This window comes from Apibacter sp. B2912 (assembly GCF_009827835.1).
Taxonomy (GTDB): Bacteria; Bacteroidota; Bacteroidia; order Flavobacteriales; family Weeksellaceae; genus Apibacter.
Genome location: NZ_WINV01000002.1, coordinates 520806 through 545847 on the forward strand (window position 1 = coordinate 520806; position 25042 = coordinate 545847).

The following is a 25042-nucleotide window of genomic DNA, read 5'->3' on the forward strand; positions in this document are numbered from 1 at the left end:
ATATGAAATTTCAAGTAGTTTCTCAATTTAAGCCTACAGGCGATCAGCCTCAGGCTATTGAATCACTTTCCAAAGGAATATTAAAAAATGAAAAGTATCAAACTCTATTAGGAGTAACCGGTTCGGGTAAAACCTTCACTATTGCCAATGTGGTTGAAAAAATTCAACGTCCGACTATCATCCTGGCACATAATAAAACGTTGGCTGCTCAACTTTATATGGAATTTAAAGAATTCTTTCCAAATAATGCAGTAGAATATTTTGTTTCATATTACGATTATTATCAGCCAGAAGCATTTATGCCTACTACCAATACGTATATAGAGAAAGATTTGTCCATTAATGAAAATCTTGAAAAATTACGTTTAAGCGCTACTTCTTCCCTGCTTTCCGGCAGACGAGATGTATTGGTAGTTTCTTCTGTTTCTTGTCTATATGGTATTGGAAATCCGGTGGAATTTAAAAGTAGCATGGTATCATTAAAAGTGGGTCAAGCTATTTCAAAAACAAAATTACTGCAATCTTTAGTGAATGCCTTATATTCACGCTCTGAAATCAATTTTGGAAGAGGAAATTTTAGAGTCAAAGGGGATGTAATCGATGTTTTTCCTGCTTATTCAGATACAGGAATACGAATTCAATTTTTCGGAAATGAGATTGAACGAATTGAAAATGTTGATTATGTTTCTAATAATGTAATTGATTCTATTGAAAGTATCAATATATATCCGGCTAACCTATTTGTGACTTCTCCAGAAACATTAAATAATGCTATACGAAACATACAAATTGATTTAGGTAAGCAGGTCGACTATTATAATGAAGTAGGTAAAAATCTGGAAGCTCACCGCTTAAAAGAACGAACTGAATTTGATCTGGAAATGATTAAAGAGTTAGGATATTGTTCGGGAATTGAAAATTATTCTCGATATCTCGACGGTCGTCTACCCGGAACCCGACCTTTCTGTTTATTAGACTATTTTCCTGAAGATTATCTAATGGTAATTGATGAAAGTCACGTTACTTTACCTCAGGTTCATGCCATGTACGGAGGAGACCGAAGCAGAAAAGAAACGTTGGTAGAACATGGTTTCAGACTTCCTGCCGCACTAGATAACCGTCCTTTAAAATTTGAGGAATTTGAAATGATGCAGAATCAGGTCATTTATGTTAGCGCTACACCAGCTGATTATGAATTGCAGAAAAGTGAAGGAATATACATTGAACAAATTATTCGTCCGACCGGATTACTGGATCCTGTAATTGAAGTGAGACCTTCTTTAAATCAAATTGATGATCTGATGGCTGAAATTCAAAAAAGAATTGAAGAGGATGAAAGGATATTAGTTACTACGCTAACAAAACGTATGGCGGAGGAATTAACTAAATATCTTACGAAATTTGGGATTAGAACTCGATTTATTCATTCAGATATTGATACATTGGAACGTGTTGAAATTATGCAGGATTTACGTATTGGTAAATTCGATGTTTTAGTTGGTGTCAATTTATTACGTGAAGGATTAGATCTTCCCGAAGTTTCTTTAGTTGCTGTACTTGACGCCGATAAAGAAGGGTTTTTACGATCGCATCGTTCTCTAACGCAAACCGCGGGTAGAGCCGCTCGTAATATTCACGGTAAGGTTATTATGTATGCGGATAAAATGACGGATAGTATGAAAAAAACGATCGATGAAACAGCTAGAAGAAGGGAAATTCAAAATCAATATAATTTAGAACATCATATTACTCCTCAACCATTAAATAAAAAAATAACCAATATTTCCATTAATAACTTGGATAATGAAGTGAAATCGTATGCTCCAAGACATGAAATTAAAAAAGTTGCAGAGGATGAACCTCAATATAAATCAGAAGATTTAGAAAAAATTATCTCTAAAAAACAAAAAGAAATGGAAAAAGCTGCTAAAAATTTAGATTTCTTAACGGCTGCTCAATTTAGAGACGAAATACAGGCTTTAAAGGATAAAATGAAATTATCTGATTAATCTTTACTCCATAGTAAATATATTCATTATTACTAAAAAAATAATTTTATCTTTTGTTAATTTGAAAAATTAATAATTTAATCAAAAAACCTCGCATAATGCGAGGTTTTTGATTTCTATTTACCTTTTGCCCATTCGGGACGTTCTTTCCAGCCTCCCGGCGGAGCTTGCTTTATGCTATCCGGAACAGGAATATCCTGGTATATTTTTGAATAACTATTATCCTCCAATGAAAATTGAACCAAATAATAATGTCCTACCTTGGGATCTGCACTATCCCTATATATACTACTACTTGAATATACTTTATCATTTACGGTATATTCATAACTTACTTTTTTATGATTTACTATAGGCCAATAGATCCGATCTATATATCCTATCGTGTAATTGCCATATTCTACAGGATTATGTTTGTAACTTATATTCATATACAGCAATATAAAAGGTATTATAATAAATAAATAATTCCATTTTGAGTCTCGAGTCCAATAATAGCGTAAAGTTTCTATAAACTTATTCATTAGGGTTATTTTCTAATCCAATTTATTTTGAATTACATTGACTCCATAATCCGGGGCATTCATAAGTACGGTTGCGGCCTTGCTTCCTGCTGTTTGACCAAAGCGTACGCTGGTTTGCATGTATGTCCCGATTACAGTTCCTTTAAATAATTGTGAACCGCTGATTCCTGTAGCTGCAGCTCCTCCCATTACCCCTAAGGTTGCCTGGTTTACAAATCGCTTGCCTTCAAGTGTTCCATTAAATACGGACTGCATTCCATCATTTATTGTTATTGGAGTTGATGAAGAAAGCAAGGCATTACCTACATAATTCATTCCTAGACCCGCTAAGCCGCTCTGGATAAGGTTGACATCTCCTATAGCTTTGGTCAAATCTCCGCCGTTTGTAGTCATGTTTGCCGCCGTTTGTACAGCTGCATCTGTGCCTACTCTACCTAAAACGGCTGTAGTTGTTGCTCCTCCGGATAAACTAAAGAATCCTGCTGCTATGCCTTCATAAGCCGCAACCGGTCCGAAAATCACGCCTAATGCTCCTAACGTCCAGTTCTTTACATCATCTGTATGCATTAAGGGTTTTCCGCCATAGGCATCCAAATATCGTTGATAGGCTTCTCTTGAGCGTCTTTCTTTTTCCTGCTGTTGCTTGGTTACTTCATCGTTGGACGGTCTTCTTTTTCCTACTACTACTATTTCTGGTAATACTGTCTCATTCTCTGGATCTACTCCTTCTGTTTTCATTCCTGTTGGATCTGTATACTTTATTGGGTTCTGATAGGTATACTGATATATTAACATTGTTTTATCATATAAGGGATCTACATTTAAAAAGATGCTTTCTCGCGGATTATAGTATCTTGCTCCATAATAATACAGTCCTGTTTCTTCATCCAACTCTTTTCCATTAAACAAGTAAGGAGTATTCCAACTGTTGTTTCTCTCCTCTATAAACACTTCTCCAAACGGTACATATTCTACATGTTGTACTATTTATTCCTAAATAGTATGGCATTTTGGAGTTATGAAAAAGGGAGCAATTGCTCCCTTTTTCTATCTAATTAATTACTTATTAAATTAAATGTAACACTCCTTTTAGCAATATATAAAAACCTCCAATTATTCCAATCCAACCAGCTAGATATACTCCAAAACGTACTGATTGATCAAAAGAACCTACATCTTTTGGATCTTCTCCTTTTTTTAACCATCTCATTAATAAAAAAGCGCTTATGCCTATTATAAAATTAATAATACTATATAAAAGGTTTTCATTTTCTTTAATCAATTCTTTCATTATTCTTTACTTTTATTATCTTGATAATAATCATATATATATTCACCTAGCATAAATTTAAGATTTACATTTTGTTCTAAAATTTCCTTGGTTAAATTATTCACTCCTGGTAACAATCTTAACCTTTTATTAATTATAGATTGTCCTCCTTCCAATATTAATAATTTAGCTGCATCTATATTTCCATCCGTAAAATTTCCAGTTGAATAATCAACTAATATTTCAAGACCTGTTCCAGCTAAAGAAATTATATTTCCAATTTTTGACGTTATAATACCAAACGGAGCGCCTACTCCAGTTAATGTGGCTCCATATCCCACTAAAGTTATTATATTTCCTCCACTTTGCATCAAATGGGATATATCTCTTGCTATATCAACATTATTAGTAGCGCGATTATTACGAATTGCATTTCTTAATCTTTGACTTGCAGAAGATAAATTTAAATTATTATAGGGATTCCAACTCCTTCTACTTCCTACTACCAGAACTGCTTGTTCTACTTCTTTTGTTTCTGATGAACGCGAATAACTCACACTGTTTCGGTAATCATCAATACTGAATGTTCCATCCTTTGCTTTATGTATTTTTCCATCAATTCCATGTTCTCTCCTGTATTGACGAGCTTCTTTCCTTGTTTCAAATAAGCCATACGGATCTATAAAGTTAGTTGGATTGTTAAAAGCATATCTATATGGACTCATATTAGGTGCTAATTCCGCCAAAGGATCTACACTCAACCACACGCTCTCTCTTGGATTATAGTATCTTGCTCCATAATAATACAGTCCTGTTTCTTCATCTAACTCTTTTCCATTAAATAAATAAGGGGTATTCCAACTGTTGTTTCTCTCCTCTATAAACACTTCTCCAAACGGTACATATTCTACATGCTGTACTATTTCGCCGTCTAAGTTAGTGATATAACTTGAGCTGCCCAAATGATCCGGGTGATAATAATACTGCATTTTCTCATAATTCACATTGCCGATTCCTATCCCTGCTCTTAAGGCTGTACTCTGAGAACAACAGAAACCTTCCCCGTTTACGTAATCGTCATTGTCTTTTCCGTTATACGGTACTTCAAAGTACGCATAGTTCCCTTTTATGTCTTCAATGCTTCTTTGGTATTTTGCTTTCCAGTTGATCGTTACTCCGGGTACGCTTGATCCTGCATACTCTATTCTTCTCGGATCTGCACCAAAGCTTTCTATATCTCCCAACTTACTCACTATTCGTTGACTTCCTGCATAGTAATGTTTGGTATATTTTCCATTGGGACTTACTACTAAGAAGGGGTTGATATAGGCCGTGAATCCTTGTGTTTCGGTATTGCCGCCTGAGAATAAGGAATTGATATACACTTGCTCACTCTCGCCGCTTGTTTTGATTACTCGTTCTCCTGAGGCATCGTATACATAGTTACTTACATACCCATTATCATCTATTGCCATTAATCGGTTTTCTTCATCCCAGCGTAATTTCCTTTCTTGCGTTTGGCTTGTTTTTCTTAAATCCTTCTTCTCTAATTCTACATTTACATAGGTTAGATTTCCGTTTAAATCATAGTGATAATTCTTGTGCTCTTGGCGTTTTTCTTCTTCTTGACTTTCTTCTTCTCTGTAATTGATGTCTTGAACGGTTTTTATTTGATTCTTTTTCGTTGAATCGTAGGTGTATTGTAAGTCATAACCTGCTTTTAATCCGCCTTCAATCATTATGCCTTGTTGACTTACTTGTTGGTTTTTGCTTACGATATTATGTAAGTTATCGTAGCCCATTTGCAAGCTATATGCGGCCGTTTTGTTATCCGCTCCTGTGTAACTTCCTTGTGCTTGTACTAAGCGGTAAAGTCCATCGTAGGTATAGTCATGCTGCATTTGTCCCCCCATAGTCTTTTGGTTGTCTTGAGGTAGTGGGGCTTGGTTGGATACGCTTAATACATTACTAACAGCGTCATAGGTATATTTGTTATTAATAATCTGAGTTCTTACACCTCCACCTTGCGTTTTCGGTGATACCCAAACTTGTAAATCGCTAAGTCTTCTTCTTTCAGGATCATACGTATAAGTGGTTTCCGAGCCATTGCAATATTTTAGATAATTTCTTTGTTCGAATTTATCATATCCTATTTTGTTTACATAGTCATAGCTATAAGCTTTGCTTCCTTTTATTCCGGTTAACAACCCTGCCGTATTATAGATATAATCTACTTTTTCTTGATCCGGATAGATGATCTGCTCTAGTTTATTCCAGCTGTCGTACTTGGTTTGGGTTACGTAGGTAGCGATCGCTTGATTAGGAATTATAACCGTTCTGCGTACTTCAGTAATTTCTCCTAAAGTTCCATATTTAAATTCCTGAGCTCCGGTTGCATCTTCTTGCAACATCACTTTTCCTATACGATTATATTTTGAATTTTTATCTCCATAGTAATAGGTAACGTTATTTTGTGGATGTTCCGGATAATGTATTGATTTTAATCGGGTATAATCATATTCGTATTCTATTTTTTGGTTTGTTTTTTCTAAGTTGGAAGTCTGACGACTTATTACATTTCCTAAGGCATCATAACTTAATTGGGTAATTCCTGCACTTGGATGTGATAAATGAATTCTTCTTCCGGCTAAGTCATACTTCGATTGAGTGATTTGTCCCTCGGTATCGATGACTTCTAATAATTGATTAATGCCATCGTAAGTATAACGGGTAGTAATTATTCCTGATGGGCCGGATAGTTGTTCGGTCTTAACGGTAAGACCCGATCCGTTGGCATAGGTTTTCTGTTTTCCTCCCATAGCATCTGTAAAGATGGTTACTTGCTGTCTTTCAGTCGGATTTATTGTATACTCGGTGGTTTGAGTACTTGAATCCGGAAGGATAGTTGCTACGGTACGGTCTAACAGGTCATAGTTACTTACACTTGGATTTACTTTATCAAAGTTTCGATTAAATTCTATGGCGTGTTCCGGAGATTCGGTAATCGGATAGTAGCTTTTTACTACTCGTCCGAATGGATCCAGCATAGTTCTTCCGCTTACAATAAGTACCTTTTCGTCCTGAGGATTACTTCCGTTTGCATCGGTATGTGTTATCACTCCGTCTTTTTTTACCTGTAAGGTTTTTCCTGCTCCGTCAACAAAACTTAACGTTTTTATATCCTCTGTAGGGTGTTGCGGATTGTAATGATAAGTTATTGCATAAGCAGGGTTTTCAATGTCTCCATCTGAATTTAAAACTACTGACGGATTATACCTATATTTTATAGTATAAGGTAAATCCAATTCCAATTCATTTGGTCCGGTGATAGTCTCAATTCTTCCCAGATTATCTATTGTGGTTTCTGTAAAATATCCGTTGATATCTTTGCTGGTTAATGGTATTCCATAGCGATAGTCATAATTTTCCAATAAACTGGTATATCCATAGGCATCATCAATACGCTCTACATACATATGGTAATCTTTATCGTATCTATATTTATACCACATTCTTTGGCCTTTAGTATTGGCCGGTAAAGTTTTTTGGGTAATATTTCCGTACTTGTCGTAAGTTATATCAGTTACCGATTCTTCTTTATCATTGAGTTTTTGACGAACTCGGGTAAGATGATTAACATAGTTTAGATCATATTCTGCCGTTACTTCTCTTTGAACACTTCCGCCTGATCCTTTGACTTGAACTTTTACCGGTAATCCAAAAATGTTCTTATTAGGATTAGAGGTATAGGAAACGGATGTTTGATAATTATAGCTTCCTGCTCCGTTTTCGCCTAAATTTCCGCTATCACTGTATCGGTAGTTGGATAATTCTCCGTATTGTTCTACCAAGTCATACGAATACCAGGTTTCATTGGTTACTATCCCTTGATCTTTACCTTCAAACACCATATTGCGGGTATATTGTAGTGGAGCAAAGGACGCTTGGTAATCAGAACATACTATGTTGGAAGAAATGGTATAGTTATTATTTTCCTTTTGTTTTACTTCGTATTGATAGTATTTGTTTTCAGTTTGTGCATATTTTTTCCCTTGAGCATCGGTGATGGTTGTTTTTAATAAATTACCTGAAGTATAGAAATTCGTAACATCATATTCTTCAATGGTTTTTCTATATACTTGATTGTTGTTTTCGGTATTTATACTTATTTTTTCTACTTTTCCAAAGCCTAAAAACTCTCTTTCATGTCTGTCTTGTTTTCCTTCCAGGTAGCGATATTCAGTACGCATATTAGCACCATCATCATGAATTCCATCGTCAATTTCTACGGATGATAACACCCATTTTCCTCCCGGATGTTCATAAGTAGCTTCGGAACGGTTATAATCAAGCATAAATTTTCCCCCTATGGAATTGGATACTTTGCTCAATTTATTGGTTCTTCCAATGGTTGAGCGCTTCACTTTTATACTTCCCGAACTATCTGTCCATACCATATCCGGATATCCATCCCCATCGACATCTTTAATTTCAAATAATGTTTGTCCGGTGGTATTAGACGTATTTAATCCCGGATTTAAAGAAATTTTAAGAGTTGGTGCTATAAGTAATGGAATCACAATATTTAACGTGTAGGCTACATTAGTGGAAACACTCACTGAAGTTGATTTAGCTATTTGAGTTAATTGCGGCCATTCTCTTTCCACATCAAAATTTAGCCCTAAATTTAGTGCTACCCATACTTTTCCTTCTTTAACAAAAACCTTATCTAATAAACCGTCATTATTTACATCTATAAACTTGAATGAAGGATTATTGGTAACAGAGGTTACATTAACGCCTCCGGCAAAACTGGATGAAGCTTTATCATCTGACTTAGGTATTATATCAATTCCCATATCTGCTCCTCCCGAAATAGTTTTCGAACTTGCTCTTTGAATCTCATTTAAATCCCAATCTACTTCAGGAGTAAAGCTGTAACCCAAATTTAAACGTACTTTTCCGTTTTTATACACTTTATCCGGCAATCCGTCTCCATTGAGGTCTATCAAGGTATGTTCCACTATTTCACTCATTTTCGGAGCACTGAATGAAAGGTTTACAGCGCTTATACCTACTTGAGATGCTTTAGAGTCAAGTGAATTTTGCTTTTCTCCTCCCGTTAATTTGTTGAAGATTGATACAGCAGTAATTGGATTAGCACCTAAACCATAGGCCTTACTGGTACTGGTACTTCGATGATTTCCAGTAAAACCATTACGAGAATCAATAACTTCCCCGTCAAACCCTCCTCGGGTATTGGTAAATTGTATCTTATTTTTGGTTATAATATCCGGATATCCGTCCCCGTTCATATCTGAAAAAGATAAAGTGGTTTCGTCGCTGCCTTCGGAATCGTTATAATTTACCCCAACACCAAATGACGCTCCTGCTTGTTTAGTCGTATTTTTTGACTTGCTGGTCAATTTTACCCCTATGGCCGAAGATCCTTGTATACAGCTACCAGAAGATGGAGATTTACTGCTTAATCCTTCCAATGGATTGGTAAGTTTAACCTCTTTTTCTCCTAAACGAGAAGCACTTAGAATTCCTTCTTTTATATATACATATCGATCGGCTCCTGTCCAATAACTCTTGGTTTCATTATCAAGACCCATCGGAATGAAGATCATGGTACGAGGATCCATATCAGCATTTTCATTCTGCGGCAATTGTAATTCCTTTTCATCTATAGGACGTGCATAACGTCCGGCATTGGCATTATAAATAAATTGACCCCAACCGCGATACATTGGTCCGAAACCTTTGTCTGAATCTTTTACAAAAATATTTGCATATCCATTAGACGACAATCCGTTATCTGGTTGCAAAGTAAAAGTTAAAGCTTTCAAATTTTTGATGATCGTTGCATCTTTGGTAAAAGCTTCCACCCATATATTTTCAGATAAAGACTCATTGGCTGCTACTTCCAAATCCATGAGAGGTGGGGTAACGACAATTCCATTCTCAACTCTGATTATATATCTTCCCAATAAACCTGTATTTTTCTTGATGGTAATGGCCAGTTCTCCATTCAAAAGGGAAGAATTCATAGGATCATTTGCCAGCGCTTGAAATGAAAGCGATATTTTTTTAGTTTGGCTTGCATTTTCAAAAACTAAAGGATAGTAACTTCCTTCCCATTTCTGATGGTAAATGCTGTAATTAACACTTCCCGGTTCTGCCTCTTGGCTGTCATCTAATTTTATCTGTGGTTTCCAACTAATTTTTTTCCAATTCACTTGGCTGGGTGAACTTAAAGTAAAATAAAAGTTTGTCCAATTTTTGCCTTCGGGTACAGGTATTTCCAAATTTCCTTGATGAGATTCGTTCCAATTAAATGTTTTTTCATAAATTATAATTTCCTCGGAACGGTTATCATTGGTTTGAATTACTTTTACCGTTACATCATCGGAAGTGATTGGTTTTTCAAAAGTTCCAAATATTACGGCTTTTTTATAATCACCGACACTGGTTGCTACATCCTGTGAAGCTATGTGGGATTCTGAGGATGGAAAACGATACATTTTTTGCCCGTCAGGATTTATACTGTTTAAGTCTGCTTCAACAAGGGTAGTTTGTTCATAGGTTATAACGGGATTCCATTGTACTTGATCAAAGCTTCCGTTAGACATTTCCTGGTTTCCTGATTGAACTCTGAAATAGATTTTATCTCCTTTTTTTACAGTCTCGGATAATTTTACATTAGCAGGATAATTAGTAAAATCACCTTTGTTTATACTCTTATTCCATTTTTCTTTTCCTTTGTACTGAATGGCAACTCTCACCCCATCGGCTTTTTCATATTCTTCGGTGTCATAATCTCCCGTTGGTGCTTGAAGCTGAACATTTCCTTCAATTTTTATTTTCCCGTCAAAAGGCGCTTCCCATACTTTTACAACATCATAAAGTGGAGAATTATAAATAAGGTCTTTTTGTTCCTGAGGATCTACCGCAGTGTCGGAACTATCTATAGTCCCTCCACCCATAATCGGGCTCGGAGTTAATGAACTTTCTAATGTAAAGGAAGGAATCAAATTACCATCACTATCTCGGGTAATACGATTGAAATATACCTTACCGTTGGATACAAGATCAATTAACCCATCACTATTTACGTCTGCAAAATAGACGGTTGTAGTTGTATTAGTTGTCCCTCCGCTGATACCTACAGTTGCAGTGGCTAAACCAATTCCTGCTCGGGCAGAGCCACCTCCATTGGAACTGGTTGACTTTGTTTTAGAAAATTTATTTATACCCTTTATAGCAATAGGCTTACCAAATTTTTCCCCTTTTAAAGGTGTTAACAAATGAGGCTCATAATATAATACTCCATTTTTTTGATATACTTTATCTGTTAAACCATCACCGTTGATATCTATAAAAGTCGATTTACCTTCGGTTACACTATTGCTATAACTGTAGCTGCCTCCCAAGGTTCCACTGTTAAATATGGCATCTCCATTAAAAATTCCTACTCCGGTATAGAAAGATCCTCCATAAGAGGTAGTTTTACTTTGATTTATCTTTTCGCCAGATCTTGCCCAAACTTCTTCTTGCTGGTTAAAAGGTATGTACCCCTCTTGTGATTTAACATCATCATAATAATCAAAACGATTGGAGGTAAATTCTTTTCCTTTATCATCTTTATGAGTAATTTTATCTAAAAGATCTGTATAAAACGCTCCGGATTTATATTTTAATTCATATTCTCTTAATTTGCTGCCTTCAAAGTCTATCTCAACATGGGTAAGTAAACGATTAGAAGAGGTAAAAAATCCATATCGAGCTGAGTTTGTTTCTTTTTGCTTAGTTTTAGCAGAGGTGAATTTAACCACTGTATGCGGATTTTGTCCTTTGTTACCGGCATGTACTTCTTTAAGATATAAAGCTTTGGATTTCAAACCTCCTTTTATCGGTTCTTCCACTTGTTCATAAATATATTCAATCCAATCTCCGTGAAGTTCTTCTACTCTGGAAACTTTCCATTCCGTAATTACGTCTTTGCTCTTTCCGGATATATCGGTAACAGTTCCTTTAAGTATTCCTCCATTTCCTCCGTAAGTATATTTAACCCCTTTTCTGTTGGTTACTTCCCAGGTATAATTTCCCGGATTAGTTCCTTTCCTTTGAATGGTAGCAAAGCTCCCTTCTTTTCTGGAATAAAATAAGCGGTCTGATTTTCTGGCTATTTTTTCTCCTCTGTGGGCTATGGACGTATTTCCATCGGCTCCCAGGGTTACCAACTGGGTCCCATCCATCGTATAGGTTTCGGTTTCTTTTGAGGTATCGTATCTAGGTACTCCCCAACGAGTATCTACTGTTATACTCGGAATATTCATATCCCAGCCTTCGCCTAACCATCCGCTTCCTCCATCACTATTATATTGGATACCTAAGGATGGACTCATTCCATTACGAGCAGGTGGCATTTCAAAGGTATAACTTAATGCTGCGGATCCACGATTATTGGCACTCGGTGCGCTAATCAAATTCACCTTTGACAAGGGATCGGCAACTTTGATATCGCTCATAGTTGTAGGGGTAAAACCGTTTGTTTCAGGAGATTCAGGCGCTTGTATCACTCCATTAATCATATCGGTGAAATGAGTAGTTCGGGATATGATTACCTGATTTTTAGTATCTACACTGTCTCTTTCTAAAGCGACCCAATGACGGCTCTCTAAGTCAAAATAATATGTGCGTATATCTTTTTCAGTATAACCGTTTGGAATTTTGGTTCGATCATAGGCTAACTTGATGGTAGCTCCTTCTTTAAAATGTTCTCCGTGTGGTAAAAATTTATATCCATCAGCTTTTGCAGTGACATTTTTCATGCCCATGTCCAATGCCGGTATATCTACATCGCGAAGGCCTTGAATACTTATTTTTTTATCCGAATTAAGATTTATACCTTTTGCCAGTAATTCAGCTCCTAAAAGATTAATTTCATTAGTTTCCTTATCTTTTTTAAACCAAATTTGTTTTTGATCCAAAGCTGTTTGTAATAAATTGGTAAAATCTGGCTTACCGGATAATATGGTTGATTCTTTTACATATGTTTTACCTTCAGATACTAATTCTATGGTATTTACATTTCCAGAAAGAATCGCTTCAAATTCACCCTGATAAGTAGTAGTTTGAACATTATTGATCTGTATTTTACGATTTTTTTCATCCGGAAAATATCCTTTTACATAGGTGTCCCCTCCTTTATAGGATATAGCTTCCCATTGGAGAGGTTCTAAAATAGATCCCTGTTTTTCAATTTCAATTTTTAAATTTTTAATTTTATAACCATAAGTAGCATCTTTAGGTATTGAAAATTGAATATAATTTTCTCCTTGTTGTAACCAGTTAGAATTTATAGGTTCTTTTTGCTTAGTCCAATTATAATGTTTTTTTACCAAGTATCCCCCTCTGCTTATTCGATCATTTATACTCTTTGAAATTCCATTTTTATCGGAAACCCCGTATAATTCATAAATTAAGTATGCCTTATGATTTTGTAATGGCTTCTGATCTATATAGACCGTAAATATGTTATCTTCAGGATTATCAAAATTTTTATCATCCAATATTCCAATCATCCCTTCTTTAGTTTTCGAACTATAAAGAGTAGAAAGAGAAGTATCTGATTTATCTATTTGATTTTCTTTGTGAATTTTTAAATAATTTAATTCGTGCTCTTCAGACTTATTAGAGTCTGTACTTATTTGATCAATTTTAATATTTTTTGTGTAAGTAACACGTTTTTCCCTGGTTTTATATTTTTTATGTTCTAAAATAGGGATATATGGGGAAAAGCTTTGTAATGCCATGGTGGTAAGTAACACTAATGAAACAAACCTGGCTTGCTTTGAATTTAATTTCATAGTACAAAATTTTTGATTATGTATTTATGTATTATAATTAGTTGATTGAAATATGTTTAGTAAATTCTCCTTCTTCAGTAAATACTTTTACTACATATACTCCTTTTGGAAGACCTGAGATATCAACAATATGCTCCTTAGAAATTTCATTATTATTTTTATTATAAATCATGTTTCCGTTATAATCAAATACAGAAATCATTATTTTAGAAGGATTTTTTAGACTAATCTTTCCTGTTATCTCTGATTTATTATTGAAATCTTTATAATAAAATTGAACATGATTATCATCATCTACATTGGATGTTATTTGATAGACACGATTATTTTCTGGCTTATTTAAACAATTTTCGTCGAGCGTTATAGTATGTTCGAGTATCGTTTTTGATAAATTGACTGATTTAGGATAAGGATGGACTCCTAGGAAATTCCAATAGGTAGGTAGAGATTCTATAAATCCGTCTGTATTTCTTATATTATATATTCTTCCATCATTATTATTGACTTTAAAAGCAAAAAAATGATAAGAGGAAAGATATTGCGTATAAAAAGTTTGACCATTTATTTTATAATAAACTTTATATGGCGACTCCTTTTCATTAAAATCTTTATAAATTTGAATTCTATCTCCTTCTTTAACAATTATATTATCTAATGGAGTATTACTTTTTGTATGTTCATTAATAATATAAATTCGCCCTTGATTAATTTCAAAGCCCGCTCTTATGTTAACATTAGCAACAGAATTGTCTCTTGGATGTAATGATAATCCCATTTGAAAATTTTGATCATTTCCTTTCAAAATCGTTTCAAAAAATCCGCCTCTATCCCAATCTATATTTTGAATACTATATGCTTTTGCTTCCACCGCAGTAGAATCTGAAATCAAATTAAAACCTCCCAATTCCTTTAATTTCAAAGTATATTGTCCGGATGAAAGTTCATTTATATATAATTCGTTACCAAAAAAAACTCCTGCTTTTTTTATTTCATTATCTTTTTGATCGACTAATTCATATTCAAATCCTTCATCTCCTCTCAATATATTAACTTGAATAGTTCCATCATTTTTAGTAATTGAAGACGCATCACAGGTCGGATTGGATTTATTTATATTTGCAATTATATTATTAGGTCTGTAACCAAATGTGAATACATCACTTCCGTTTGAATCAGTATCGAAAAATACATTATTAAAAATTATTTTTTTTCTGTATGGATCAAAATCATCAGACTGATATAAATCAGTATTTTCTATTTTAAAATCTCCTTTTCCTGATCTATCAATTAAAAGATAGGTTTTACCATCATTGTATCCTTCAAATTCTTCAGCCCTATATTTTATATATCCTAATTCTATCTTAGTGCCATTATTTATAAAACCTCCAGTTCTAAAATCTTTAACTCGCGATTCATATTTCCATGGATACATTACTACACTAGTATAAAAATCATTTTCAATATCTTCTTCATTTATAGGTATATTCGGTGAAATTAAACCAGGAATAGGTGGAGCATATCCATTAAATCGAATAATAAAATCATCTTTAGATTTATCAATTTGAACCCGGTCCCCTACATTTAATTTAACTTTTATTTTATCTTTAACGATACCTCTGATAACGGTAAACACATCACCTTTATGATCTATATATAATCCATAATCGGAACTTTCATTTTGTTGATCTGTAATATTTTTAGTTCCAAATTTTAACATTACTCCTCCGTAAGGATTACCTAAGATAAAAGATGCATGTCCTTCGTAACCCGATAATGGTTTTTCACTATACAATATCTCAGGTTGAGAATTATTAGAATTAATCATTTTTATCTGAGAAAATTTGTATTTATCCTTAATAGCCTCTAAGTTATCGGAAACATGCCAAGTAATATCATTCTCACTTTTATCCATGTTGGTTTTCATTAACCATCGACGATTCATTATATTTAAACCTGCAAAACTTTCAATTTCTGAAGTTTTTAAATCCTCGTTATTATCTCCCCAAATCATGAATTCGGAATCAACCATGGAATTAGCCGGAAATTTTTCAATTACTAACAGCTTATTTCTATTAGACTGATTGTAATTATTGGCTGCATCAAAAGAATCCCCTTCCAAGCTATAACTTAAATAAGGACTTTCTTCATAAGATGTGGAACTTTTTCTTTGATATAACCCACTTAGATCATCTCTATAGATACCTGTAACCCTGTGATTAAATTTTTTTTGTTGATCTTTATCCCATAATAATTGATTATTGCTTCCTATCATGGAATTTTCTAACATAAAACCATATTTTAAAGCCAAATAGGTTTCCGATTTAATTTTTTCTAAAGGATTAAGTACCCTGTCATAAATTATTAATTCAGGAATATATGCTGTATAAACGGTATTTGGATCAAATAAATTAGTATCGTATGTTGAATTATTAAATTTATTAAACCAATAAAATTTTTCACCAAGAGATAAATTAGAATTCATTTTCTCCCCCCAAACATTCGTTGCCCTTTTATTTGTACGAAAATATGTAAACGAGCGCATCGATTTTTCCTTATACGATGTTATCCCCCCTAACGCATTTTCTTGTGGATGGTACATTAAATCATGCCCATTTTCCGAACCATAATCTAACATTCCTTTCTGACTTTCATTGCTATGAATAATTTTATCTTTATTCAAAACAATACCCTTTCCTGCAACTCCATTCAGAGCGAAAATATAACTCGGCTGCTCAAAATTTTCACCATAAATATTATTTTCTGCAAAAGTTCCTAAAATCGTAGCAGTTGATAAATTGGCGCTCCTTATTTGAACATCTTTACTATAGGAAGGATTGATTAAAAGTATAGAAGGGTTAAAATTATAAGACCTTCCAAAAGGATTCCATTCTACAATGTATTCATTTCCTGTATCATAATAATTAAGTCGTAAAGAATCACCCGAAAAATCTTTCCAAAGATATCTTCCATTTAAATTTCTGGTTTCTGGGACTGTTTTCATCCATAAAACAGCCCCAGGTACACCTCCCGGCCCAACAACTTTATTATTTTGAGCTGAGGTGAACATTGAATTAATACCAATAATTAATAAAAAGTATAATTTCCTCATAGTTTGTTAATTAAAAGTTTACATTTCAAATGTATTATTTTATTTCTAATGAGTATAATATTTGAAAAAAAAATTTGATTAATATTTACAAATAACTATTAATTATACCTTTATTTTGTTAAAATGCTAATCTTGTCTATTATTTAAATATAAAAAATAGTAAATTGACAATTATTTTTTTATGTATTGAAATATTTGATTTATTTATAGTTATAATTAGTCATGGATAATAATTAATGTTAATTAAAATATCATTGCAATTCATTTCTTAAAGATATCCACTTCAAAAATTATTACAATTTTGACTCTTCATACATCTTATTATGCTTCACATTATTATATTGATTCATACTATCGTAAAGAAAACTGATTAAATAATCTAAAAAAGATATTATGTAATTTTGAAGAAAAATAATCTATGTCACCTCAAGAAATTCTCGCTAATATGCTTCTTGCTCATGACCTACCCAGCATTGAATATAAAGACTGGCTTTTGGTTGATGAACAACTTCCTGCCATGCGTGCTGAAACATTTGATTTTAAAGAATATGAAAACGGATCCAGTATACGTTTAGATATAACCTTACTTTTAGCCAGTAAAAAAACTATCTCGGAAAGCTACTTAGGTATTGGTAAAAATAAAATTAGTGCCATACAAAATGCTTTTCAAAATTTTGTAACTAATTCATTTCATGTGTTCTTATCTGCTTTTTGGCAGATTACAAATGATGATCAAATTGGAATTGAAGAATGGGAGATCAAAGGCATCCAATGGAAGGTATATATCGGTAATTTTGGGTGCAAAGGCGATTTCAATATTCCCGAGAATTTATTTAAAATCATAGAGGAACAAATTCAAGAGGAAAATCTAGAGGAAGATCTATACTGGCTTCGCATCTATTATGCTAATGTAAACAGCCGGGATATTATTATTGAAACTTTAAAAAATAATGAAGTATGGCCGGAAATGGAAAATAAATTGAAAACAATTACTTGGGACAGTTCCGATAAATTTTACAGTCTAAGAAATTTTATAATATTGAAGCGTAAGTAAGTTTGTAAGAATTATTATATATATTTCATATCATATATCCTCTTTTACTATTGTAAATAATACGTATGCTTTAAGCTGAAATTCAATTTTAAAAATTGAATAAATCATTACCTTTGCAAAAAATTAATTCAATTTTACCCATGCAATATAATTTTCAGGAAATCGAAAAAAAATGGCAAAAAAAATGGAAAGAGCAACAAACTTTTGCTGCTTCAAACCATACAGATAAACCCAAGTTTTATGTATTGGATATGTTTCCGTATCCTTCGGGAGCAGGTTTACATGTAGGTCATCCACTGGGTTATATTGCCTCTGATATTTATGCAAGGTTTAAACGCCATCAGGGTTTTAATGTACTTCATCCCATTGGTTATGACAGTTTCGGGCTACCTGCTGAACAATATGCTATTCAAACAGGCCAACATCCGGCGATAACCACAGAAGTTAATATTAACGGGGGTATAGATAATAAAGACAATGTTATTGCTGGATATAACAATCAATTGAAAAAATTGGGATTTTCTTTTGACTGGAATCGTGAAGTGAGAACATCTGATCCCGGCTATTATAAATGGACCCAATGGATTTTCATCCAACTTTTTAACTCATATTACAATACTGCTTCGCAAGAGGCTCGTCCTATTACTGAATTAGTAGATATTTTTTCAAAAGAAGGTAATGCTAAAATAAATGCCTGTACCTCACCAATCGAAATATTTTCGGTTGAAGAATGGAACCGTTTTTCAGATGAAAAAAAACAACATATCCTTTTAAATTATCGATTGGCATATCGAGCAGAAACAACCGTTAACTGGTGTCCGGCCTTAGGTACGGTCCTAGCAAATGATGAAGTGGTAAATGGAGTTTCTGAACGAGGAGGATATCCTGTCTATCAAAAAAGCATGATGCAATGGTCTATGCGGATTACGGCTTATGCTGAAAGACTTCTTTCCGGATTGGAAACTATCGATTGGAGCGAATCAATCAAAGAAAGTCAACGTAATTGGATCGGTAAATCTTTAGGAGCAGAAATCAATTTTTCTGTTGCTGATTCCGAAGCAACCGTTACAATTTTCACCACTCGTCCGGATACAATTTATGGTGCTACTTATATGGTTATGGCTCCTGAACATCCTCTTGTAGATCAAATTACTACCGGCACCTATTACGAAGCCGTAAACCAATATAAAGATCAAAGCACCAAACGATCGGAAAGGGAGCGAATCGCAGATGCTAAAACTGTTTCAGGAGAATTTACCGGAGCTTATGCTATAAATCCTTTTACTCATAAAAAAATTCCTATTTATATTGCAGATTACGTATTATATGGATACGGAACAGGTGCCATAATGGCTGTTCCTGCACATGATGAGCGTGATCATCGATTTGCTAAACATTTTGGACTTCCGATTGTTGAAGTAATTAAAGGAGGAACCGATGTTCAAGAAGAGGCTTTTTCTTCTAAAGAAGGGGTCTGTATCAATTCCCAAATTTTAGACGGATTGACTGTTAAAGATGCTCAAGCTAAAATTATTGAGGAAATAGAAAAAATGAAAATCGGGCACGGAACCACCAACTATCGATTACGAGATGCCGTTTTTTCTCGTCAAAGATATTGGGGAGAACCTATTCCAATATATTATAAAAATGATATTCCCTATGCTTTACCGGAATCCGCACTACCTTTACTCCTTCCGGAGGTTGAAAAATATTTGCCCACTGAAGACGGAGACCCTCCATTGGGACGTGCTACACAATGGGCCTGGGATACTGAAAATGAACAAGTTGTAAGTAACGACCGTATTAATCATACCACGATTTTTCCTTTAGATTTGAATACAATGCCCGGTTGGGCCGGAAGTTCCTGGTATTTTCTCAGATACACAGATCCAACTAACCATTCTTGCTTTGCCGATACTAAAAAAATAAATTATTGGGAAAACGTAGATTTATATATTGGAGGAAGTGAACATGCTACGGGACATTTATTGTATTCACGTTTTTGGAATAAATTTTTAAAAGATTATGGATACTGTGCCCAAGAAGAACCGTTCCAAAAATTAATTAATCAAGGGATGATTTTAGGTCAAAGTGCTTATATCTACCGAATTAACGGAACTAATAACTTCATCTCTTACAATTTATTACATGAAGCACAAGATACCACTCCACTGCATATTGATGTAAAACTTCTTAAAGGAACTACAGATGAAGTTGATTTAGAAAAATTAAGAAATTGGAGAGATGAATTCAAAAATGCAGAGTTTATTCTTGAAGAAGGTAAATTTATATGCGGGAGAGAAGTAGAAAAGATGTCAAAATCTTACTACAATGTTATTAATCCGGATGATGTTTGTGATGAATACGGAGCCGACAGCTTACGTATGTATGAAATGTTTTTAGGACCTATTGAACAGGCTAAACCTTGGAATACTCAAGGACTTAGCGGAGTTCATGGATTCTTAAAAAAATTCTGGAAACTATATCATTCCGGTGAAGGAGAAACTTTCTTTGTATCAGATGAAAAACCTACTAAAGAAGAACAAAAAATAATTCATCAATTAATAAAAAAAGTTATAGAGGATTTGGATAATTTTTCTTTCAATACATCCATAAGTTCTTTTATGATTGCTATCAATGATTTGGTAAAAATAAAATGTTATAAAAGAGAAATTTTAGAATCTTTATGTATTTTAATCTCTCCTTATGCTCCACATATTGCAGAAGAACTATGGGAAAAATTGGGATATGAAAACAGCATTGAATTTCAAGCATTTCCTGAATTCAACGCTGAATATCTTGTTTCCGAAATACATGAATATCCGGTTAGTTTTAATGGAAAAGTACGTTTTAAAATTGAAATGCCTATTTCCGCTACTCCTAAAGAAATTGAAGAAGCAGTAATGGCTCATGAAAAAACACCGAATTATCTTGACGGCAAACAACCTAAAAAGGTTATTGTAGTGCCTAAACGAATTGTCAATATTGTACTATAAATAGACTTGAAAAAACCAATCCCAAAACGGATTGGTTTTTTTATATTTTTTTATGCTATCTTTTATTAACTAATTAGTTGTTAACCCACCATCAACTGATAAGATCGTTCCGGTAATCCATTGGGCTTGATCGGATGCCAGGAAAACAGCAGCCGCCCCAATATCTTCTACCGTTCCAATACTACCCATCGGATATATAGATTTAATCATTGTATGAAAATTTGTTTTCCCTTCTTCGCTTAACTGTTCTAAATTATATCGTAGAAGCGGCGTATCGATACTTCCCGGAGCAATAGCATTAACCCGAATTCCATCTTTTCCTGCCTCAAAAGCCAATGATTTAGTAAATGAATCTATACCACCCTTAGTCATGGAGTAAGCAGTAGATTCTCTTCCCTGTAACATTCTGTGTGAAAAATAAGATGAAATATTAATTATATTTCCTTTGGATTTTTTCAAAGATTGATACAAATTTTGAGTCAGTATATAAGGCGCTTTCATATTAAGATTAATGTGTTTATCTAATAAATCTTCAGATGTTTCTTCAAAAGGATTAAAACGACCGATTCCAGCATTATTAATTAACACATCAACTGTCTTTACTTTTTCTAAAATTAGTTTACCAACTGAAGATAATTTTTCAATTTCCGTTAAATCCGCAGAAATCAAAGATACAGTTACGTGATACAACGAAAATTCTTCTTTGATGTTGTTTAATTTTTGAGGATCTCTGGCAATTAGAACAAGATTTGCTCTTTGTTGGGCGAAAGCACGAGCAATTCCCAAGCCTATTCCTTCTGTAGCGCCGGTTATAATAACATTTTTGTCTATGAACATAATATTTAAATTTTAATTATATTTTATTGTTAAATATTTACATTTTATGTAAATTATTTACAATTACAAATTTAACTTTTATTTTGTATATTTACTTCAAATAATGTAAATAATTTACAAAATGAACGAAACCAATCATTTATCTTTCGATTTTAAATTTTTAGAGCAATTAATTGTGGGCATTGGCGAAGTTTCTCAAATAACGGGAATTCCTACCCGACAAATTAGGTATTGGGAAGATAAAGGAATTATCAAAAGTCTTACAGAACAGGAAGGAAAAAACAGAAGATACAATTATGAAAATATTAAAAAAATGATTCTAATAAAAGAATTATTGGAAGAAGGGTTTACATTAGATGCTGCGTCACAAAAATTAGACAGTCGAATGCAAATGATTGAAAATGTATTAAAAAAGCTTACCAACTAATAAAATCAGTATCTAATGAATGGGTTGTTAAAATATCTTTTACATTGCAAAATATTATTATTGATCTTACTATAAATCATACCTTAGTATAAAATATTTACCATTGCAAAAAATTGTATTCTTTTAAACTTAGAATTAATTTCGACGGTTATTTAAATGCTTCTGTAGGTAAATTGATTTATATCTAGCATACTTTATATCTTATATTATAATGATTATTAAAAATACATTACCTTTATAAATATTATAATAAAATCGTTTTTTATTGGAAATTAAAAAATAAAACGTATCTTTGTAATATATTTAGCGATCATTAATAAAATTACTTATCAAGAAAGGTGGAGGGAATTGGCCCTATGATACCTTAGCAACCCTCTTATATGAGTAGGTGCTGCATCCAACCGTAAAGGAAAGATAAGTCGAAACAGCTTACATACAAATACAAATAATACGAGCTTCTTTCGACCTACATAAAGAAGCTAATTCATAATTTAGCATTTAAATGGGAATCTTGTATAAGTTGTTTTATGATGATTAATGAATTTTAAAGCATTTATTAATTAGAAAAAACAACCTAGTCATGAAATTAGAAACAAAATTAGTACATATTTCTACACCTGATGTGCTTACCGGAGCTATCTCTACTCCTATTTACCAAACCTCTTCTTATGTTCAGGAAGAACCGGATGTTAATAAAGGATTTGCTTATACAAGAACGGCTAATCCTACCCGTAAAGTGGTAGAACAAGCCATTGCTGAATTAGAGGGCGGTATTGCTGGATTTGCTTTTTCATCGGGATTGGCTGCAACGGATTGTGTTTTAAAGTTATTAAAACAAGGGGATGAAATTATTGCTGTAAATGATGTTTACGGAGGTACTTATCGAATAGTTACTACGGTTTATAATAAATTTGGTGTAACCTCTAAATTTATTGATACTACTGATATTCAAAATGTCTTACAAGCAGTTTCAAATAAAACTCGCTTCATTTGGCTGGAAACCCCTACAAATCCAACTTTAAAAATATCCGACATTGAAGAAATCGCTAAAATTTCCAAGCAAGTGGGAGCATTATTAATTGTAGATAATACATTTTTATCTCCTGCTTTACAACAACCGCTACGTTTAGGAGCAGATATTGTTGTACACAGTGGAACTAAATATCTTTCAGGACATGGAGATGTTTTATCCGGATTTATAGTTGTGAAAGATCCTAAAATAGCCGAAGAATTAAAATATTTACAAAATACCTCAGGTGGTGTTCTCTCTCCTTTTGATAGTTGGTTAACCTTACGCGGAATTCAAACTCTATCTCTGCGTATGGAAAAACATTCACAAAATGCTCAAAAAATTGCTGAATTTTTAACTACACATCCCAAAGTAGATAAAGTATATTATCCGGGATTAAAAAATCATCCCAACCATCATATTGCGTCCAAACAACAAAAAGGGTTTGGCGGGATGGTATCTTTTAGTTTAAAAGACGATACATTAGAAGCGGCAAAAGTTTTTTTAACCCGTACCAAAATTTTCCTTTTAGCTGAAAATTTAGGCGATGTTAGGAGTTTGGGTAGCCATCCTGCCACCATGACCCATAAATCAACCCCTCTTGAAGTTCGTAAAGAAACAGGAATTCAAGATTCTTTAATTCGTTTATCGGTAGGAATTGAAAATGTAGATGACCTGATTAATGATATCAAACAAGCTTTAGATTAACGGTTAATTTTATAAATTGAATAATTGAATGATAAGAAATAAACTTAAATTAGGAATTTTTGGATTTGGATGTGTGGGAACGGGATTGTATAAAGTGTTAGAAGAAGCCGAAAGTGTAGATGCAAATATTAAAAAAATATGTATCAAACATCCCGATAAACCGAGATCAATCGATAAAAAGTATTTTACTACTGATAAATACGAGTTATTATCGGATCCTGAAATTGAAGTTATTGTCGAATTAATAGATGACGCTGATGCTGCTTTTGATATTGTTTCAGAGGCCATGAAAAACGGAAAAGCTGTAGTTTCGGCAAATAAAAAGATGATTGCCGAACATTTACCTGAACTTCTAAAGTTGGAAAAAAAATACCAAGTTCCCCTACTCTATGAAGCCTCTGTTTGTGCCAGTATTCCCATCATCAGAAATTTAGAAGAATATTATGACAATGATTTATTAACATCGGTATCGGGAATTTTTAATGGTTCAACCAATTTCATTTTAACCAAAATGATCCATGAAAAACTTTCTTATCCTGTGGTTTTAAAAGAAGCACAAGAAAAAGGATTCGCAGAATCAGATCCTACCTTAGATGTTGAAGGAATTGATCCTAAATATAAATTGTGTATTATTCTTTTTCATGCTTTTGGACTTATTACTAAACCGGAATCTATATTTAATTTTGGAATATCAAGAATAAGTGATTTCGACTTGGAATTTGCTCGTCAAAGAAATTTAACAATCAAGTTAATAGCAAGATGCAATAAAAATAATAATGAAATTACGGGTTTTTGTGCTCCTACTTTTATAGAAAAAGAAAATACATTAGCTCATGTAAATTATGAATATAATGGAGTGGTTTTAGAAAGTGCTTTTTCTGAAAAGCAACTGATGATCGGTAAAGGTGCCGGAGATAAACCCACCGGATCTGCCGTGCTTTCTGATATTTCAGCTTTAACGTATGATTACAGATATGAAAACAAGAAATATATTCATCTAAATAAACAATTACAATTAGTAGATACTAAAATTTATAAAGTTTATGTGAGATATCACGATCAATTTTCCGGTTTTGATGATTTTGAGTCCATCGAAGAACAATACAGCAGCCTTTCAGGTAATTATTTTATAGGCTTCATCTGTTTACATAAATTAGCGCATTCTTCATGGATTAAAGACCCGAATATAAATGTTATTTTTTTCAGCTGATTGGGTTGATAAGT

Annotated in this window: 12 protein-coding genes and 1 riboswitch; of the genes, 6 read left to right on the forward strand and 6 right to left on the reverse strand. The window is 33.4% G+C overall.

What is annotated here, in order from left to right; translation table 11 throughout:
- Positions 1–2: 2 nt before the first annotated feature.
- Positions 3–2009, forward strand: a complete 2007-nt coding sequence (uvrB, locus tag GFV01_RS05640) for an excinuclease ABC subunit UvrB (RefSeq protein WP_160565484.1) — start codon at positions 3–5, stop codon at positions 2007–2009.
- 116 nt (positions 2010–2125) lie between these two features.
- Here uvrB and GFV01_RS05645 read toward each other — a convergent pair whose 3' ends face one another.
- The 5 genes from GFV01_RS05645 to GFV01_RS10175 form a co-directional block, all read right to left on the reverse strand.
- Positions 2126–2533: a hypothetical protein gene (locus GFV01_RS05645; RefSeq protein WP_160565486.1), complete on the reverse strand. Its 408-nt coding sequence runs from the start codon at positions 2531–2533 to the stop codon at positions 2126–2128.
- Positions 2534–2545: 12 nt separating this feature from the next.
- Entirely contained in the window at positions 2546–3520 is a 975-nt protein-coding gene (locus tag GFV01_RS05650; RefSeq protein WP_160565633.1) for an RHS repeat-associated core domain-containing protein, read from the reverse strand.
- Between the two features lie 79 nt (positions 3521–3599).
- Positions 3600–3824: a hypothetical protein gene (locus GFV01_RS05655; RefSeq protein WP_160565488.1), complete on the reverse strand. Its 225-nt coding sequence runs from the start codon at positions 3822–3824 to the stop codon at positions 3600–3602.
- Positions 3824–13678, reverse strand: a complete 9855-nt coding sequence (locus tag GFV01_RS05660; RefSeq protein ID WP_160565490.1) for a toxin TcdB middle/N-terminal domain-containing protein — start codon at positions 13676–13678, stop codon at positions 3824–3826. The genes GFV01_RS05655 and GFV01_RS05660 overlap by 1 nt, the downstream gene beginning before the upstream one ends.
- 37 nt (positions 13679–13715) lie before the next feature.
- Positions 13716–16787, reverse strand: coding sequence for a T9SS type A sorting domain-containing protein (locus GFV01_RS10175; RefSeq protein ID WP_255448946.1), 3072 nt, complete (start codon positions 16785–16787; stop codon positions 13716–13718).
- 418 nt (positions 16788–17205) lie between these two features.
- On the opposite strand from GFV01_RS10175, the gene GFV01_RS05670 reads away from it, so the two are divergent.
- A complete protein-coding gene (locus tag GFV01_RS05670; RefSeq protein ID WP_160565492.1) occupies positions 17206–17841 on the forward strand; it encodes a DUF6348 family protein in 636 nt (211 codons plus the stop codon).
- A 140-nt stretch (positions 17842–17981) separates the two neighbouring features.
- On the forward strand, positions 17982–20837 hold the full coding sequence (leuS, locus tag GFV01_RS05675; RefSeq protein WP_160565637.1) for a leucine--tRNA ligase: 2856 nt from the start codon (positions 17982–17984) through the stop codon (positions 20835–20837).
- Between the two features lie 69 nt (positions 20838–20906).
- Here the strand turns inward: leuS and GFV01_RS05680 are convergent, their stop codons facing one another.
- Positions 20907–21674, reverse strand: coding sequence for an SDR family NAD(P)-dependent oxidoreductase (locus GFV01_RS05680; RefSeq protein ID WP_160565493.1), 768 nt, complete (start codon positions 21672–21674; stop codon positions 20907–20909).
- Positions 21675–21795: 121 nt separating this feature from the next.
- Here GFV01_RS05680 and GFV01_RS05685 point away from each other — a divergent pair, with 121 nt between their 5' ends.
- The 3 genes from GFV01_RS05685 (at position 21796) to GFV01_RS05695 (ending at position 25028) form a co-directional block, all read left to right on the forward strand.
- Positions 21796–22101 (forward strand): MerR family transcriptional regulator, encoded by a 306-nt coding sequence (locus GFV01_RS05685; RefSeq protein ID WP_160565495.1) that lies wholly within the window; start codon positions 21796–21798, stop codon positions 22099–22101.
- 323 nt (positions 22102–22424) lie between these two features.
- Positions 22425–22522: riboswitch (SAM riboswitch) on the forward strand.
- 159 nt (positions 22523–22681) lie between these two features.
- Positions 22682–23818: a PLP-dependent aspartate aminotransferase family protein gene (locus tag GFV01_RS05690; RefSeq protein WP_160565497.1), complete on the forward strand. Its 1137-nt coding sequence runs from the start codon at positions 22682–22684 to the stop codon at positions 23816–23818.
- A 28-nt stretch (positions 23819–23846) separates the two neighbouring features.
- Positions 23847–25028, forward strand: coding sequence for a homoserine dehydrogenase (locus GFV01_RS05695; protein ID WP_185150270.1), 1182 nt, complete (start codon positions 23847–23849; stop codon positions 25026–25028).
- The last annotated feature ends 14 nt before the right edge of the window (positions 25029–25042 follow it).